We start from the raw sequence: 14,814 nt of genomic DNA on the forward strand, positions 1-14,814 counted from the left end.
TACCGGGTGCAGAAAAGAGCCGCTTCCGAACGAGGCGGCTTGTCCGTCCTATGCGCTAATGAAGGTTAAAGGAAGCGTTGGCTCCCTTTTGGAAGACAACACGGTATGTATCCGGCTGCACCAGATTCACTTGTCGTTGACAAAAACGCTTTGGGCTACGGTAAGAAAGGCTCGAACGGCCGGCGAAGCATCGGAGACGGAAGGACATGCTAACGCCACATTACGCCAGTCGGATACGTTCAAGCTGCGGATTTGAAGATTTTGCTGGGTCTTGAGAAACAATTCCGGGCCGATCGTGATTCCGAGCCCTTCCTGAACCATGTTGGCAATGGTGCTGCAATCCTGCACTTCAAACCGGATAGACGGCTTGGCCTTCGCTTGTTGAAAAATTTCTTCGATGTGCGATTGATACATTCCTTTTGGCATAATAAAGGGCTCGTCTTGCAAATCTTCCACCGCAATTATTTCGCGCTGCTGAAATTTATGGCCCGCAGGAAAAGCGACAACCATCTTATCTTGGATGAGCGGTACCGTGTCCCATTTCGTATGCTTGTCCTGCTGCACAACAAATCCGATGTCGATGACTCCTGTATCCAACCATTCCGCCATTTCCTCATACGTGCCTTCGTAAAATCTGAATTCGATTCGGGGATGCTTCTTCTGGAATTTTGCAAGAATTTTAGGCAAAAGACAGGAGGAAGCGCTGTAAAAAGTGCCGATACGCACAGTCCCCGCCTCCAAGCTTGCCGCTAAAGCCAGCTCCTGTTGAATGCGTTCCGTCCGATTTAAAATTTCCCGGATATGAATCAGCGTTTTTTGTCCGACCTCGGTGAGAACAAGCTCCTTCTTCCGATCGCGAATCAATAGCGTCGCACCCCATTCCGCCTCCAGACTGGCGATCGCATGGCTCACGGCCGATTGAGTCATGTTCAGCTCTTCGGACGCTTTGGTGAAGCTGCCAAGCTCGATCACTTTGGCCAAAACCTTAAAGCGGGCAATAGTCATGAGCTTTTACTCATCCCCTTTATGAAAAATAACAATTTTACTCATGTTACCACGCGATATAGAATAAGGGCAACGTGTATGACGAGGAGTGAAAAGGAATGAACCGATTTTCCATTTATTTGCTAGCTTTAGGCGCGTTCGTATCGGGTACGGCAGAATTCGTCGTATCCGGCATTTTGGAAATCATCTCTAAAGATTTCCAGGTGCCGATTTCGTTGGCCGGACAGTTGGTCACGATCTATTCTTTATCGTATGCGTTAGGGGCTCTTGGATTGGTGATGCTGACGGCAAAGTTCGGGAGAAAAAAAGTGTTGCTCTATTCCATGGTTACTTTTATCGCTGGAAGCATGATTGCCTTTTTCAGTTCTCATTTCGGCCTGCTGATGTTTTCCCGAATTGTATTGGCCATGAGCGGGGGACTGTATATCGTTATTGCCACCAATTACGCAGCCCGGCTCGCCCCGCCTGCCAAACAGGGGAATGCGATGGCCACGGTCATTACGGGATTTACCGTTTCTTTAATATTGGGCGTCCCTGTCGGAACGCTGGTTGCCGCCTATATGGATTGGCGCTATATCTATCTCATGCTTGCCGCCGTTACGCTGATCGTTCTCCTGCTGCTGGCGAGATTCATCCCAAGGCTGGAGGGAGAAAAACCGATCCCTTTAAAGCATCAATTGCTTTTCATTCGCGACAGGCGGTTGATAAGCGGATTTCTCACTACCGTATGCTGGATTCTCGGGTATACGATGGTTTTTGCTTACATCGCTCCGCTGTTGAGCGCCTTTGCCGGTTTTTCGATCGAAATGGTCAGTATATCCCTTTTGACTTTAGGCATGTTTGCTTTGATCGGGTCGCGTTTTGGCGGGTATGCCGTCGATAAATGGGGACCTGTCCGCACCATTTCCATTAGCTTGAGCATTCACGCGATGGCCTTATTCCTATTGACCTTTACGGTGACTTCTACGATAGGGGTGCTGTTGACCCTTATGATATGGGGAGCCGCCGCATGGACAACGACTCCCGCAAAACAATTTTATTTTATTTCTTTAAAGCCTCAAGCGCCGGAAATTGTTTTAAGCTTCAATACCGCCTTAATGAATATAGGGATGACTTTAGGGGCCGGTCTGGGAGGACTGGTGACGGAGTATTCCTCCGTTCTGCATTTGTCATGGATTGGCGGCGTTATGGAATTGGCCGCCTTGGCCGCTATCTCTTATTCGTTTAGGTCGAATATAAAAGGCGCATAAACCGGGCGGGGCCCGCCCGCCGAAGTTACAACGGCAGGCCCGCTTCCAGCTTGCTCAGCGCTTCGTCCAGCAATCCGGCGAAGTCCGCATCCGGATGTTCCGCATAGTATAGCATCACCGAGATGTTGACGCCGATGACCGCTCCGGCGAAGGTTCGCACGGCCGCGTCGTCCGGCTCCCGGCCGGTGCGCTTGGCTGCCAGCTCTGCGATCAACTGCATCGTCTGCGTCAGGCTGTTCAGCGATGCCGCCCGCAGCTCCGGCACCGTCATAATGAGCTCATTTCGTTCGCGCATCGTGGTGAGCTCGTCGGCAGACATGTCGGCAATCGCCGAAACCATGGCCTGGCGCACTGCTTGTAAAGGACTCAGATGTGACGGTTGAGCTTCAAATGCATCAACGAGAACAGGGTCGTAATTGTCTCTTAACAGCACGTCTTCCTTGGTTGAAAAATACCGAAAAAAGGTGCTGGGCGAAATCTCCGCTGCCTCCGCAATCTGCTCTACCGTCGTGGCGTTATAGCCCAGCTCGCGGAACAGCCGCAGCGCGTGCATTTGAACCGCTGCCATGGTCTTTGCTTTTTTGCGCTCGCGCAGCCCCATGGTTCGTTTATCGTCCGGTGGCATCTTGCTCACTCTCCGATCTTGTTTTATGTATAGCTTCCCGCCGGGATGGTCCGCTCCAGAAATTGTTCAAGCTGATGATCCCGATCCTCCATTCCGAATTCGGCTAACAGCCGCTCTCCCTCGCCCGATGCATCGGCGGCCAGCACGGTGCGGACCGCTTCCGCGTTCAATAATGCCCGCGGCGATAGGAGCAAACCGTTCATCATCATATATTTTCCGAATAATTCCATATCGAGCTTGCCGACGGCTTGCTTGCGGTACAGCTCAAAATATTTTTGGGCGAAGGCGATCCCTTCCCGCGAATGCGATCCTGTGTATTCCACGCCGGGCCAACACAGGTCGGCAACGGCAGTAAGCCACCAGGCGGGATCGATTGCCTCCTGCATTCGCCTCAATGCCTCGCGTTCGAAGAACGGCTTCGGATATGTACGCCGTTCGCGCAATTGAGCCGCCAATAATTCCGCTTCGATGGCAGCGACGGTAATCCCTTGACCGTAAATCGGGTCGAAGTTGCAGAGCGCGTCCCCCATCACAAGCAGCCCGGACGGCCACCGCTCCATCCGCTCAAAGCGCTGCCGGAAGCATTCCGGCACCCGATACCCGCGCGGCGGCCCCAGCGGCTCGCACGCTTGCAGCAGCTCGGCAATCGAAGGATCCGGCAATGCGGCCAGCTCCTGTTCGTATAGCCCGGCATCGGTCGTCGGGTAACGCTGTCCGCCCGCGTAATACAATACGACTTCGGCCGTATCCTGTTCAACCGGTCCGAATACGGCGGTGCCGATTCCTTTGGCCGGAACGCCTTCGGTGACGACCACGCTCCATTGCTCCGCCACGTGCGAAGGGATTCTGTAATAGCGCGTGCTGTACCCGAGCGAGGCTTTCAGACGTTCCGGTTCCGGCACGTGATAGCCGAGAGCCTGAAGCCATTTTACCAGCTTGGAGGACCGGCCGCTAGCGTCCAGCACCAGATCGGCTTCGAGCGTCATTGACTGCGCCGTCTTACTCCGTTCCCGAACCGTCACGCCTGTAACTGTTGCGCCGTCCGAAGCCATCTGCAGCCCCGTCGTTTCGTACCCGCTTACAAACCGCACATTGGGGATCGCTTGAAGGCGCCGGCGAATGACCCATTCCAGCAGAGCCCGGCTGGCGCCCGCATCTTTCCGGTCAACCACTTCCATGGTTCCGTAAACACTGACGGACCGGATGCGTTTGCCCTCTTTCGGGAAAGCCCCTTGCGCCAGCAAATCGTCCGTCCAGCCGGGGAACAGGCTCTCCAGAATAAGCTTGCCGCGCGGCAGCAGCCGGTGCGGATGAAACGCCTGAGGCGTACCCGGACGGTTCCCGGGCTTGTCCGGAAAGTCGTCCTTGTCCACGACGAGAACTTCGTCGTAATGCTCCGACAGCACCCGCGCAGCCAGCATTCCAGCCATACTGCCCCCGATGACCAGCGCTCTTCTCCAATTTGGCTCGTTACTCATGCTCGCAGCTCCTTTTCAGATCGTTGGATTATTTTGATAGTTACACGATAATGATAATATATGTCTTTTGATAGTTACTGTCAAATTATAAAGCGATACCGTTCGGCAAAAAAAGAAAACCGCTCCCCGGAAGGAACGGTTGACCTGAACGAATATTGTCTGCTGAACGGATGATCCTAACTAGACTGCTTCTTCTCTTAATTTTTTCCGAATCAGCCGGATAAACGATTCTGCGACCGGCGTTAACGGATGATCTTCGGCTGTGCATATCGCAATCGGCCGTTTCAGCTCGACATCCCGCACATACACTCGGGCTACCTCGCCCCGCTCGATATATTCGCGTGCCGCCATGGCCGAGATGAGATTTGCCCCGTACCCGGCACCGACCGCTCGAATCGTCTCGTGCAGTCCGTTAAACTGCATCCCGATCTTCGGCTGCCTTACGTTATAGGTCCGGCACATCGACAGGAACCTTTCTCGAGTCGAGCTTCCCTCCTCCCGGATGACGAACGTTTCTTCCATCATTTCCTTTAAAGAGGCTTCGCGGTTCGCCAGAGGATGCCCGGCCGGAACGATGAACCACAGCTCTTCGTCGAACAGATGCTCCCATTTTATTCGGGGCTGCTCCCAACCTCCCGCAATAACGGCTACGTCTGCCCGATGTTCCCACAGAAGGGCGAACGCTTCGCGGGTATTGACGGTGATGACGTTGATGGCAACGTCTTCATGCCGGGTTTTGAAATATGCGATCCATCTCGGAAGCAGCACCGTTCCGGGGAGGTTGGTCACGGCAAGCGTCAGTTCCCCTCGTTTTCCCGCCGCAATGTCGCTCATCCGGTTCTCGATTTCGCGTTCCGCAGCGAACAGCTTGCCGGATAGAGCATACAGCTCCCGGCCTGCATACGTCAGAGCAATGCCCCTGCCGTCCGGCCGAACCAGCTTGAGGCCGATTTCTTTTTCCAGATTTCTCAGATGCTGGGTGACGGCAGGCTGACTGATGCGAAGCTCTTCTGCCGCTTGGGTTACATGACCGCTCCGGGCTACGGCATGAAATACTTTTAGCGCATGCAAATTCACGGCTCTCCCCCATTCGCAAGGAATTCATAAGTATATCTTATCGGTTGGTGATCATTATATATTAGTTTTTTGCGAGGGCGTGAACTATTTTTAGTATGATCGGCTTACGTTAAAGCAGCGTATGAGGAAGAGAGTGAATGTGCAATGGATAAGACAACGATTCGCGGGAAAAAGGAAGTGCTGCGAATCTCATGGATTACGGCGCTTTGTCTGACGGGGGACTCGATGCTGTACATCGTGCTGCCTTTGTACTGGAAGGAAGCCGGTCTGGACTCGCTCGTTCAGGTCGGCATTCTTTTGTCCGTCAATCGGCTGGTACGGCTGCCCTTGAACCCTATCGTCAGCCGGATTTACCGTCATATCAGCCTGCGGCAGGGCATGCTCGCAGCGGTCGTGCTGGCGATCCTGACGACCGCTTCATACGGTTTCATCCACACGTTCCCCCTCTGGATTGCAGCGCGGTGCGTCTGGGGCCTGGCTTGGTCTTTGTTAAGGCTTGGCGCCTATTACGCCATCCTGGAGCTGTGCCGGGATCGCAACGAAGGCCGGCTGTTCGGCCTGTATAACGGTCACTACCGGCTGGGGAGCCTCGTCGGGATGCTGCTCGGAGGCGCCCTTGCTGAGATGCTGGGGCTTCGTACCTTAGCATGGCTTCTTGGTGCAGCGACCGTTTGCGGCGTTCCTTTCCTGCTGCGTGGCCTTCGAATCGACGATGTGCAAAAGAAATCCGTCCGGCTGGCGGAGGCTTCCGTTCCGATTCCGCAGCAGCGCTCCGGAACAGCCGCGTTCATGACCGTGCTGAAAACCAAAGACGTCCCTTGGCTGCTCGCCGCCGCTCTAGGCTCGGCCATGATTTACGAAGGGATGCTGACCTCCACGCTCAGCAATTATGCCGAAACGAGACAGGCCTCGATGACGGTCCTCGGCTTTACGCTCGGCGGCGCGTTTATCGCCGGGGGACTGCAGGCGCTGCGGTGGGGCTGGGGCCCCTTCCTGTCGCCGTTCATCGGCAGCCTGTCGGATCGGCAGTCCAATAAAGCCCGCCTGCTGACGTGGACGATGGGCGTGGCAGCTGCCCTGCTGTTTTTGTTTCCGCTGCCTTTGCCCATGTGGGGCTGGATTGCTGTGGCCGTTGGGCTTTTGATGACATCGACTTGTACGACGACGCTCATGGATGCCTTGGCCGGCTCCGTCTCCGGCACGCTAAGCATGTACGATCGAAGAACCGTCATGACGGCCTATTCCGTCACGTTGGACGTGGGAGCGGCGCTCGGTCCGGCCGTCTCGTTCTGGGTGGTGCAGCATGCGGGGTATCCTGCCGTTTATTGGGGGGCTGCGGCGATGTGGCTCGGGCTTTGCTGTTATTTCTTCGTTTCGAGGCCGTTCGCGAAGCCGTGAATCGCGCCATGACTCAGGAAGAAGCCGAAAAATCGCCGGCTGGAAGTACGAGGAGCTTATTTTTTTTACAATATGGACGACGATCCGGACGATTACGAGGAATTTCTCGATCCCGTCAGGAGAGGCCGCCGTTACTACAGCGTTTATACCGAAAGCGGACTTATGGGATTCTTTTCTTTTACACCGCAAGAGCAGGAAGGGCTAACGCTTGCCGAAAAAGCTTTTGCCCCGCGTCTCTTTGTTTTGTCCGTGGCCACTTTGAATCAACGGGCGATCCAAGCGTACGAAAAAGCGGGATTTGTGCAGACAGAGACATTTGTACAGCAGACGAACGGAGGCAGCTATGACTTTATCCGGATGATCAAAAAAGCAAAACGGGCTGCCCCGCTGTAAAACGATCGCAGAGCAGCCCTCGCCTTGATCAAGCTACGTTTATTCGAAACCTTTGGCGCGCAGGTTGTTCAGGCTGGTTTGAAGGCAGTCAAACGGATTTTTGCCGTAGCAATCATCCTGTTCGACGGCTCCCCATTCGACGCCGATCTCCCTGCACGCGTCCAGGATGCGCGTGAAATTCATGTTGCCTTCGCCGACTTCGGCAAAGCGCTGCTCCTGCTTGGCCGTTACGGCCATATCCTTCAGGTGGATGACCTTCATCCGTCCGTCAAGCTTGCGAATCCAATCGGCCGCATCGCCTCCGCCCGCTTGGGCCCAGTACACATCCAACTCGAAATGGACCGCCTCCGGATCGGTTTCCCGGATCAGAATGTCCATTCCCGTCGCTCCGTCGAATTTGACGAATTCAAAGCTGTGGTTATGATAAATAAACTGCAGCCCCGAACTGTTCAACTGCCGGCCGATTTCCGTCGCCTTAGCGGCGAACGCTTCGTATCCTTCCCGACTGGTGCGATACTGCTGCGGCATACCGCCCAAGCCGACATAACGGCAGCCCCACAAGCGGTGCATCGCAATAACCTCATCCAGCTTGTCCGTCAAATCCTCGTATCCGATATGCGTCGCGCAGATCGTCAAGCCTTCCCGGTCCGTTATCTCCTTAAGCGCCTCCGGTTCGATCGGACCGAGCCCGGAAACCTGAACCGCGCGATATCCGATTTCTTTCACCCGCTTAAGCGCAGCTTCGATATCCTCCGGCGTTTTCAGAAAATCCCGCAGCGTGTACAACTGAGCAGCTAGTTTCATCAGTATCTCTCCTACGTTTTGTCATCGGTTTGGTTGGATGATTTTGGAACAGACATTCAACCCTATCATATCAAAGTTTCCTAGTCACAGCCATAGGAAAACGGTTACTTTTTTTATGTGCATGCTCGATAAAAAACTTCCTTCAAGCGGCACTCCGGCAGCTCAAAGGAAGCTTTTTCTTTTCTTACCCCGTCTGTTGTCCTTCTAGCCAGCGGACCGCTTCTCCGAAATGACCGCCCGACCGCTCTAACGCCGCCGACGCTTCCTGCCTGCCAATAGCAAACCGGTGCATCAGGATCGCCAGGCGCGCATCGCCTTCGGCCCGCAGGGCCAGCTCCTCCGCCGCCATCCGGTCCGCTCCGGTCGCTTCGCCGACGATGCGCACGACTCGGTCGCGCAGCTTGGCGTTCGTCGCCTGCACGTTCACCATCAGGTTGCCGTACACTTTACCGAGCTGAACCATCACCGTTGTGCTGATCATGTTCAGCACCATCTTTTGCGCAGTGCCGGCCTTCATGCGCGTCGAACCGGTGACCACCTCGGGTCCGACCGGTACCTCGATGCCGTGTGCCGCCTCCCGGCTAAGCTCGGTGCCCGTGTTGCACGAGATGCCGACGGTCAAGGCACCGATGCGGTTGGCTTCGCGGATCGCCCCCAGCACATACGGCGTCCGGCCGCTCGCCGTAAGGCCGACGACCGCGTCCGCTTCTGTCGCATGGCGCGCGATATCCGCCGCCCCGGCTTCCAGGTCGTCCTCCGCGTTTTCGACGGCGTTCACCATTGCTGTCTCGCCCCCGGCAATAATGCCGCGCACGAGCGACGAATCGACCCCGAACGTCGGAGGACATTCGGACGCGTCCAGAATGCCGAGCCGGCCGCTCGTGCCGGCCCCGATGTAATAAAGCTTGCCTCCCTGCCTCAACCGCGCCGCAATCGCGGTGATCGCTTCTTCGATTTGCGGCAGCGCGGTTTGTACGGAAGCGGCAATCGTACCGTCCTCGCCGTTGATCGTCTCGATGATTTCCCGCACGCTCATCCGGTCCAAATGGACGGACTTGGCGTTCCGCTGCTCCGTAACCGGCTGCCGTTGTTCGTTATGCGTCATAAATTCTCCTTCCCTTCTCGGCTCCTGATCGCATTAGCTGCCTTTCTCGTCCCGTCTTACTTGACCGCGCCCGCCGTCATGCCGTCCATGAACTGTCTGGAGGAGAGGGCGAACAGCACGATCATCGGCAGCGACGACAAGGTTAGCCCCGCGAACAGCACGCTCCAATCGGTGGAGTATTCGCTGAACAGCGTCAGCATGCCGACGGGAATCGTCTTTTTCACTTCGTCTTGGATGAAGATCAGCGGGAAGAAGAAATCGTTCCACACCGTGATGAAATTCATGATCATGACCGTTCCGAGCGCCGGTCGCATCAAGGGCGCCACGATGCTCAGCAGCAGGCGGATATCGGAGCAGCCGTCGATCCGGCCCGCCTCCTCCAGCTCCTTCGGCAGCGTCCGAAAAAATCCGGTCAAGATCAGGACCGACATCGGGATGCCGATGGCCGTATACATCAAAATCAGCGAAATAACCGTGTTCATCAGCCCCAAATTTTTCATCAGCATGAACAGCGGAACGATGCCGAGCTTGACCGGAATCATCATGCCGAGCAGGAAGAAGAAGAACAGCGCCGGATTCCAGCGGAACGGATATCTGGCAATATAGAACGAAGCCAGCGATCCGAACAGCAGAATCAGGGCGACGGAAACGACGCTGACCGTCAGGCTGTTCCAAAAATAATCGAAGTAAGGAAGCTGGTCCAGCAGCTTCTTGTAGGCGGCCATACTCCAGGCCTTCGGCAGTCCGATCGGATTTTTGAAAATGTCGATGTTCGTCTTAAAAGAAGACAAGAGCATCAGAACGATCGGATAGAGGCTGAGAAGCGCGAACAGACTGGCGATAACGTAATGCGATGCGCGTAATGCCGGGTTTGTTTTCACGAAGCGTCTACCCCCTTTCTAATACTCCATGTCCCGCTTGCGAACATAGGCCATAAACAATGCGGACAGTGTAGCGATGATCAAGAACAGCACGACCGCCAGCGCCGAGCCGAGACCGACCGCCACGCCGTCGCCCGACGAGCCGCCGAAAGCCGTACGGTAAAAGAAAACCGCCAGCGTATCCGTCGAATGATACGGTTCTCCCTGCGAGCCTTGCATCGCATATATAAGCTCGAACGCTTCGAACGCGTGAATGAACGTAAATACGGTGAGAATGACGACAGATTGCGTCATCATAGGCAAAATGATCGAACGAATCAAGCGGAAACCCTGCACCCCGTCCAGCCTCGACGCCTCGATCACCTCTTGGGAGATCGACTGCAAGCCTGCAAGCAGAATCAGCACCGCGAAGCCGACGCCGAACCAACTGTTCGCGAGAATGATCGCCGTCAGCGCCGTGTCCGGCTCGCCAAGCCACGGCCTCGCCCATTCGGTGAGACCGATGTTTTTGAGCGCGAAGTTTACGACGCCGGAATTCGGGTTCAGCATGAGCTTCCACAGGAAGCCGACGACGATGACCGACAGCAGCCGAGGCACGAAGTAGGCCATTTTGAACAACTCCGCGCCCTTCACTTTCGTGTAAATAATGTATGCCAAAATGAAAGCGATACCATTTTGCACAACCATTTCCAGTATAAAATAGTAAACGTTATGACCAAACGCGTTCCAGAACAGCCCGTTGAACGGCTCCGTCGTAAACAGCTTGACGAAATTGTCAATCCCGACAAAAGCGCCCTTCTGAAGCCCCTTCCAGTCGAACAAGCTGTAGCTGAAAGCCGCTACGATCGGGTACACGACAAACAGCGCGTAGACGGCGAGGGCAGGAACCGGGAACAGGTGGATGATCCCTCGTTTCCAGTTCAAACCCGGCTGCCGTTTGCTTGTGCGGTCCCATACCGCCACTTCTCGATTCATTGCGCCCCGCCCTTTCTATAAGGTTTGTGTCGACCGGCGGTTTATTTGGCCGCGGGCTTGAACCAGGAATCGGCGCTCTTCTGCACGACATCCGTCACCGTGTCCGGTTTTTCCTTGCCGAGGAACATTCCTTGGAGAGCCGTCTCCAGTGTAGCCTTGGTCGTCGGATTGCCTGCACTGAAATGGACGACCATTGCATACGGCGTCGAATTGGCGGCAGCGAGCTGGATCATTTTCGCGACGAGCGGGTCGGAGGATTCCACGCCCGGAATCGTGCTCGGCTTCTTCAGATCGTCGGCCACCATCTTGCCGAATTCCTTCGTCGTCATGAACTCGATAAACTTCATAGCCGCTTCTTTATTCTTGGAAGCCGCGTTGACGGCGAACGAGCCGTCCACCCAGTTGGTCACGCTGGCCTTGCCGTCCGCCTTCACCGGAGGAACCGGGAACAGATCCAGATCGAGGTCCGGGTTCATCTTTTTCATGACCGCAATTTCCCAATCGCCCATCACGATCATCCCCGCCTGCTCGGTGACGAACAGATTGCGCATGTCATCCATGCCGAGACCCGTATAATTTTCCGGGAAATAATTTGTCAATCCTTGGAGCATCGTGATCGAGTCGGTGAACTCTTTGCTTTTGAAGTTCGTTTTGCCTGCGAGCAGGTTATTGACAAACTCGGTGCCGCCGTAAAACTGCGGGCCAAGCGCGCCGTGCGTCAGGGACAAAATCCAGCCTTCCTTGGAGCCGAAGGCAAACGGCGCAATCTTGTTCTGCTTCAGCGTATCGGCCGCCTTCATCAGCTCATCCCAAGTTTTCGGCTCAGACAGGTTGAATTTTTTGAACAGCTTTTTGTTATAAAAAATTTGCGTCGAGCTGTAGACCGTCGGCACGCCGTATACTTTGCCGTCCTTGCCGGTGGCGGCCATCTTCGCTTCCTTCGGAATCGCTTCGAGCCCCTTGACGCTGTCGAGCGGCTCCAAATATTTGGCGTCGGCGAGCGCAATGCCGGCCGCATACGGTCTGAGATGGATGATGTCGGGGCCGCTTCCGGTTTGCAGCGCCGTATTCAGCACCGTGTTGTATTCGGTGTTTTTGGTCGGCTTGAATTCGATCTCGATGTCGGGGTTCGTCTTGTTGAACGCTTTGATGATCTTCTCGTACACTTCCTTGTCTTCCGTCCGCCAGCTGCCCATCGTCAGCTTGACCTTCTGAGCTTCCGTTTTCTTTCCTCCGCCCCCGTTTGCCGCCGGAGCTTCTTGCGCCCCGTCCTTCGACGGGCTGCTGCAGCCCGTTGCGATGAGCGATATGGCCGCAGCGAGCGCGATGGCCGATTTCATGGTCTTTGTCCCCTTCATACTTAAGCCCTCCCTTGGGTGATGATTCGCTATTTATCCTCGATGAGCGAGGTATAAACCGTCGTATGCAGAATCGGCCGCAGCTCCCGCATGATCGGACTTCGTCCGAAATGCACCGCGTTGGTCAAGAACACGACAATCAACTCGTGGAACGGGTCGATCCACAGGCTCGTTCCGGTAAAGCCGGTATGCCCGAAGCTGCCGTGCGGCCAAGACGCCCCGCAGGACGGCGCCCGCTCCTGACCATGCCATATTTCCCAGCCAAGCGCCCGGCCTTGATACGGATTGCGGAAGCAAGCGTTGATGGTTTCCCTGCTCAGCAGTCCGCCACCGCTCGGGTCAAGCCAGGCTCGGGCGTACTTGCGCAGGTCGTCCGCCGTTGTGAACAGTCCCGCGCTGCCGCTGACGCCTCCCAGATGGTAGCTCTTCTCGTCATGGACGACTCCGTGCACATATCCAGCGCCGTCGTCCAGCGGTTCCGTGGCGGCGATTCGTCCGAGCAGCTCCGGCCGCGGATTGAACATCGAATCGGCCATCCCCAGCGGGTCGAACACGTACCGGCGCGCGCACGATTCCAGCGATTGCCCGGATACGACGGCGGCGACTTCGCCCAGCAAAATCATCCCGAGGTCGCTGTACACCGCCTGCTCCCCGGGCTCCGTCACCAGCTCCTGCTTCAGCACGAGAGGAATGACGTCCCGGCGCTCCGTCCGCTTGGCGTAAGGAAGCTCGGGAGAAAGCCCGGACGTATGCATCAGCAGGTGACGCAGCGTCACGTTCGGATGGCGGAAGCCGGTAATATACGCCTGGACGGGATCGTCCAGGCGAAGCCTTCCCTGTTCCGCCAGCGCCAGAATGACCGGCAAGGTCACCGTCACTTTCGTTAACGAAGCGACGTCGAACATCGTACGCTCGGTCACCAGGCATTCGGCGGTGCCGTCCGAATAGGACCCGTAAGCTTGGCTCCATCGAACGTCAGCCCCCAGCGAGATATCCACAACGGCTCCGGGAATCGCCTTTTCCTTCACCCATCGCCGGATCAACCGGTCTACCGCGCTCCATTTCTTTGGATCGGTCATCTCTCCCTCGCCGCCCCTCTTTCTAATGTGCCAATATTTTTGTAAACGCTATCATTCTTCATACTCATATTATAAAATATTATTTCATTTTGTAAATAGTGACATGAAATTTTATTTCCGGGAATAAAAAAGCCTTGCGCCTAAAGCGCAAGAGGAGAGTGTGGAGAAAGTGATCTTATAAAGAGATGTATACAGAGGGGGGTATCCACTGGAAAATGATAGAGGCCCCTTTGTCTTCGGGAAATGTCCGCTAGTAAGTAGCTTTTCAATCAAATTTCCCGATGACAACAGCGGTCGGAAGTAGATACCCCGCCCCTACGTAATTTCTATTACCTCAATTGACCACTTTCTCATCAAGCTTCCCTTGCGCTTAAAGCGCAAGGGGAAGTGATCTTCACTAAAAACAGAGGGACATACGGGGATGGGGTAGACACTCGGGGAGCGATAGCCTTCGCCTTTGTCCGCGGGAAATATCCGCTGCGAAGCGGCTTCAAATCAAATTTTCCCGCAGGCCCGGGGTCCCTGCGAAGTACTTGGATTACTCGATCATTGGGCATCGTGAAAAATAAGGCCCAGACTATAGCGTGTGCCCGCTGTAATCGTGCTTACGCCGTGACGGAGCGTCGTCCGGTACGTTCCGCGCGTGCCCTGCACCGGACGATGCTGCGTCGGAAAAATCAGCCCGGCTCCTTGCTCCAACGTAATCGCATGGCCTCTGGACTGCGCTCTCGGCCTTTGCTCAACTAGCAAAAATTCGCCTCCCGCGAATTCCTTTTCGTGCTGATTCAAGACAAAAACGATCTGGAACGGGAAAAATACATCCCCGTACATATCTTGATGCAAGCAGTTATAGCCCCCTGCCTCGTACTTCAAAAGCAGCGGCGTCGGACGGGTCTGCCCGTGCTCATGGCAGCGCTCCAGAAACTGCGCCAACTCGGGAGGGTACACGGCTTCCTGACCAAGCTGCGTCTGCCAACGGTTGGCCGCTTCAGCCAGCCGAGGGTAAAACGAGACGCGCAGCTCCTGCAGCAGCGGCGGCAGCGGAGCCTGAAAATATTGGTATTCTCCGATGCCAAACCGGTACCTGGCCATATCGATCCGGGTCCGGAAGTGCGACTCCACCTCGTACATGCTTATGAGCTCGCGGCACTCCTCGTTTCGCAGCAAAGGGGGAAACGCGGCAAAGCCTTGCTCGTCCAACGTTTGTTGGATCGAAGGCCAATCCAACCCCGCGACGCGCTTCGTTATTGAATCCGTCATACCAAAGGCTCCTTCCGTGATAAGTTAGCGGCTGCCTTCATCATAACCAAAAAGCACTGGCAGCGTCTTTCCATATCATGCTTACCTATTTGGGTTTACGGCAGACGCTGTGCAAATCATCCATTT

The 14,814-nt window shown here is 55.5% G+C and carries 14 protein-coding genes; 3 read left to right on the top strand and 11 right to left on the bottom strand.

Going from position 1 to position 14,814, the window contains the following annotated elements; genetic code table 11:
• Positions 1-126: 126 nt before the first annotated feature.
• Positions 127-1,005, bottom strand: a complete 879-nt coding sequence (locus KQX66_RS20025; RefSeq protein ID WP_216794577.1) for a LysR family transcriptional regulator — start codon at positions 1,003-1,005, stop codon at positions 127-129.
• A 98-nt stretch (positions 1,006-1,103) separates the two neighbouring features.
• On the opposite strand from KQX66_RS20025, the gene KQX66_RS20030 reads away from it, so the two are divergent.
• Positions 1,104-2,255, top strand: coding sequence for an MFS transporter (locus KQX66_RS20030; protein ID WP_216794578.1), 1,152 nt, complete (start codon positions 1,104-1,106; stop codon positions 2,253-2,255).
• A 25-nt stretch (positions 2,256-2,280) separates the two neighbouring features.
• Here KQX66_RS20030 and KQX66_RS20035 read toward each other — a convergent pair whose 3' ends face one another.
• The 3 genes from KQX66_RS20035 to KQX66_RS20045 form a co-directional block, all read right to left on the bottom strand.
• Positions 2,281-2,880: an acyl-CoA-like ligand-binding transcription factor gene (locus tag KQX66_RS20035; protein ID WP_253957294.1), complete on the bottom strand. Its 600-nt coding sequence runs from the start codon at positions 2,878-2,880 to the stop codon at positions 2,281-2,283.
• A gap of 23 nt (positions 2,881-2,903) precedes the next feature.
• Positions 2,904-4,358, bottom strand: coding sequence for an FAD-dependent oxidoreductase (locus KQX66_RS20040; protein ID WP_216794579.1), 1,455 nt, complete (start codon positions 4,356-4,358; stop codon positions 2,904-2,906).
• 180 nt (positions 4,359-4,538) lie between these two features.
• Positions 4,539-5,435: a LysR family transcriptional regulator gene (locus KQX66_RS20045; protein ID WP_216794580.1), complete on the bottom strand. Its 897-nt coding sequence runs from the start codon at positions 5,433-5,435 to the stop codon at positions 4,539-4,541.
• Positions 5,436-5,579: 144 nt separating this feature from the next.
• On the opposite strand from KQX66_RS20045, the gene KQX66_RS20050 reads away from it, so the two are divergent.
• A complete protein-coding gene (locus tag KQX66_RS20050) occupies positions 5,580-6,833 on the top strand; it encodes an MFS transporter (RefSeq protein WP_216794581.1) in 1,254 nt (417 codons plus the stop codon).
• A 72-nt stretch (positions 6,834-6,905) separates the two neighbouring features.
• Positions 6,906-7,226, top strand: a complete 321-nt coding sequence (locus KQX66_RS20055) for a GNAT family N-acetyltransferase (protein WP_216794582.1) — start codon at positions 6,906-6,908, stop codon at positions 7,224-7,226.
• 39 nt (positions 7,227-7,265) lie between these two features.
• Here KQX66_RS20055 and KQX66_RS20060 read toward each other — a convergent pair whose 3' ends face one another.
• The 7 genes from KQX66_RS20060 to KQX66_RS20090 form a co-directional block, all read right to left on the bottom strand.
• A complete protein-coding gene (locus KQX66_RS20060; protein ID WP_216794583.1) occupies positions 7,266-8,030 on the bottom strand; it encodes a sugar phosphate isomerase/epimerase family protein in 765 nt (254 codons plus the stop codon).
• 184 nt (positions 8,031-8,214) lie between these two features.
• On the bottom strand, positions 8,215-9,135 hold the full coding sequence (murQ, locus tag KQX66_RS20065) for an N-acetylmuramic acid 6-phosphate etherase (protein WP_216794584.1): 921 nt from the start codon (positions 9,133-9,135) through the stop codon (positions 8,215-8,217).
• 56 nt (positions 9,136-9,191) lie between these two features.
• Positions 9,192-10,016, bottom strand: coding sequence for a carbohydrate ABC transporter permease (locus KQX66_RS20070; RefSeq protein ID WP_216794585.1), 825 nt, complete (start codon positions 10,014-10,016; stop codon positions 9,192-9,194).
• An 18-nt stretch (positions 10,017-10,034) separates the two neighbouring features.
• Positions 10,035-10,991, bottom strand: a complete 957-nt coding sequence (locus KQX66_RS20075; RefSeq protein WP_253957295.1) for a carbohydrate ABC transporter permease — start codon at positions 10,989-10,991, stop codon at positions 10,035-10,037.
• Between the two features lie 41 nt (positions 10,992-11,032).
• Entirely contained in the window at positions 11,033-12,349 is a 1,317-nt protein-coding gene (locus tag KQX66_RS20080) for an ABC transporter substrate-binding protein (RefSeq protein ID WP_216794586.1), read from the bottom strand.
• 29 nt (positions 12,350-12,378) lie between these two features.
• Positions 12,379-13,428 (bottom strand): serine hydrolase domain-containing protein, encoded by a 1,050-nt coding sequence (locus tag KQX66_RS20085; protein WP_216794587.1) that lies wholly within the window; start codon positions 13,426-13,428, stop codon positions 12,379-12,381.
• A gap of 546 nt (positions 13,429-13,974) precedes the next feature.
• On the bottom strand, positions 13,975-14,688 hold the full coding sequence (locus KQX66_RS20090; protein WP_216794588.1) for a 2OG-Fe(II) oxygenase: 714 nt from the start codon (positions 14,686-14,688) through the stop codon (positions 13,975-13,977).
• Positions 14,689-14,814: the final 126 nt, after the last annotated feature.

Source organism: Paenibacillus oleatilyticus (assembly GCF_018998565.1).
GTDB lineage: Bacteria > Bacillota > Bacilli > Paenibacillales > NBRC-103111 > Paenibacillus_G > Paenibacillus_G oleatilyticus.

Bases quoted from the DNA above. Each gene is read 5' to 3' on its own strand.
- KQX66_RS20080 (WP_216794586.1), bottom strand. From the start codon at position 12,349: ATGAAGGGGACAAAGACCATGAAATCGGCCATCGCGCTCGCTGCGGCC.
- KQX66_RS20025 (WP_216794577.1), bottom strand. From the start codon at position 1,005: ATGACTATTGCCCGCTTTAAGGTTTTGGCCAAAGTGATCGAGCTTGGC.
- KQX66_RS20055 (WP_216794582.1), top strand. From the start codon at position 6,906: ATGGACGACGATCCGGACGATTACGAGGAATTTCTCGATCCCGTCAGG.
- KQX66_RS20075 (WP_253957295.1), bottom strand. From the start codon at position 10,991: ATGAATCGAGAAGTGGCGGTATGGGACCGCACAAGCAAACGGCAGCCG.
- KQX66_RS20050 (WP_216794581.1), top strand. From the start codon at position 5,580: ATGGATAAGACAACGATTCGCGGGAAAAAGGAAGTGCTGCGAATCTCA.
- murQ (WP_216794584.1), bottom strand. From the start codon at position 9,135: ATGACGCATAACGAACAACGGCAGCCGGTTACGGAGCAGCGGAACGCC.
- KQX66_RS20040 (WP_216794579.1), bottom strand. From the start codon at position 4,358: ATGAGTAACGAGCCAAATTGGAGAAGAGCGCTGGTCATCGGGGGCAGT.
- KQX66_RS20085 (WP_216794587.1), bottom strand. From the start codon at position 13,428: ATGACCGATCCAAAGAAATGGAGCGCGGTAGACCGGTTGATCCGGCGA.
- KQX66_RS20035 (WP_253957294.1), bottom strand. From the start codon at position 2,880: ATGCCACCGGACGATAAACGAACCATGGGGCTGCGCGAGCGCAAAAAA.
- KQX66_RS20030 (WP_216794578.1), top strand. From the start codon at position 1,104: ATGAACCGATTTTCCATTTATTTGCTAGCTTTAGGCGCGTTCGTATCG.
- KQX66_RS20090 (WP_216794588.1), bottom strand. From the start codon at position 14,688: ATGACGGATTCAATAACGAAGCGCGTCGCGGGGTTGGATTGGCCTTCG.
- KQX66_RS20060 (WP_216794583.1), bottom strand. From the start codon at position 8,030: ATGAAACTAGCTGCTCAGTTGTACACGCTGCGGGATTTTCTGAAAACG.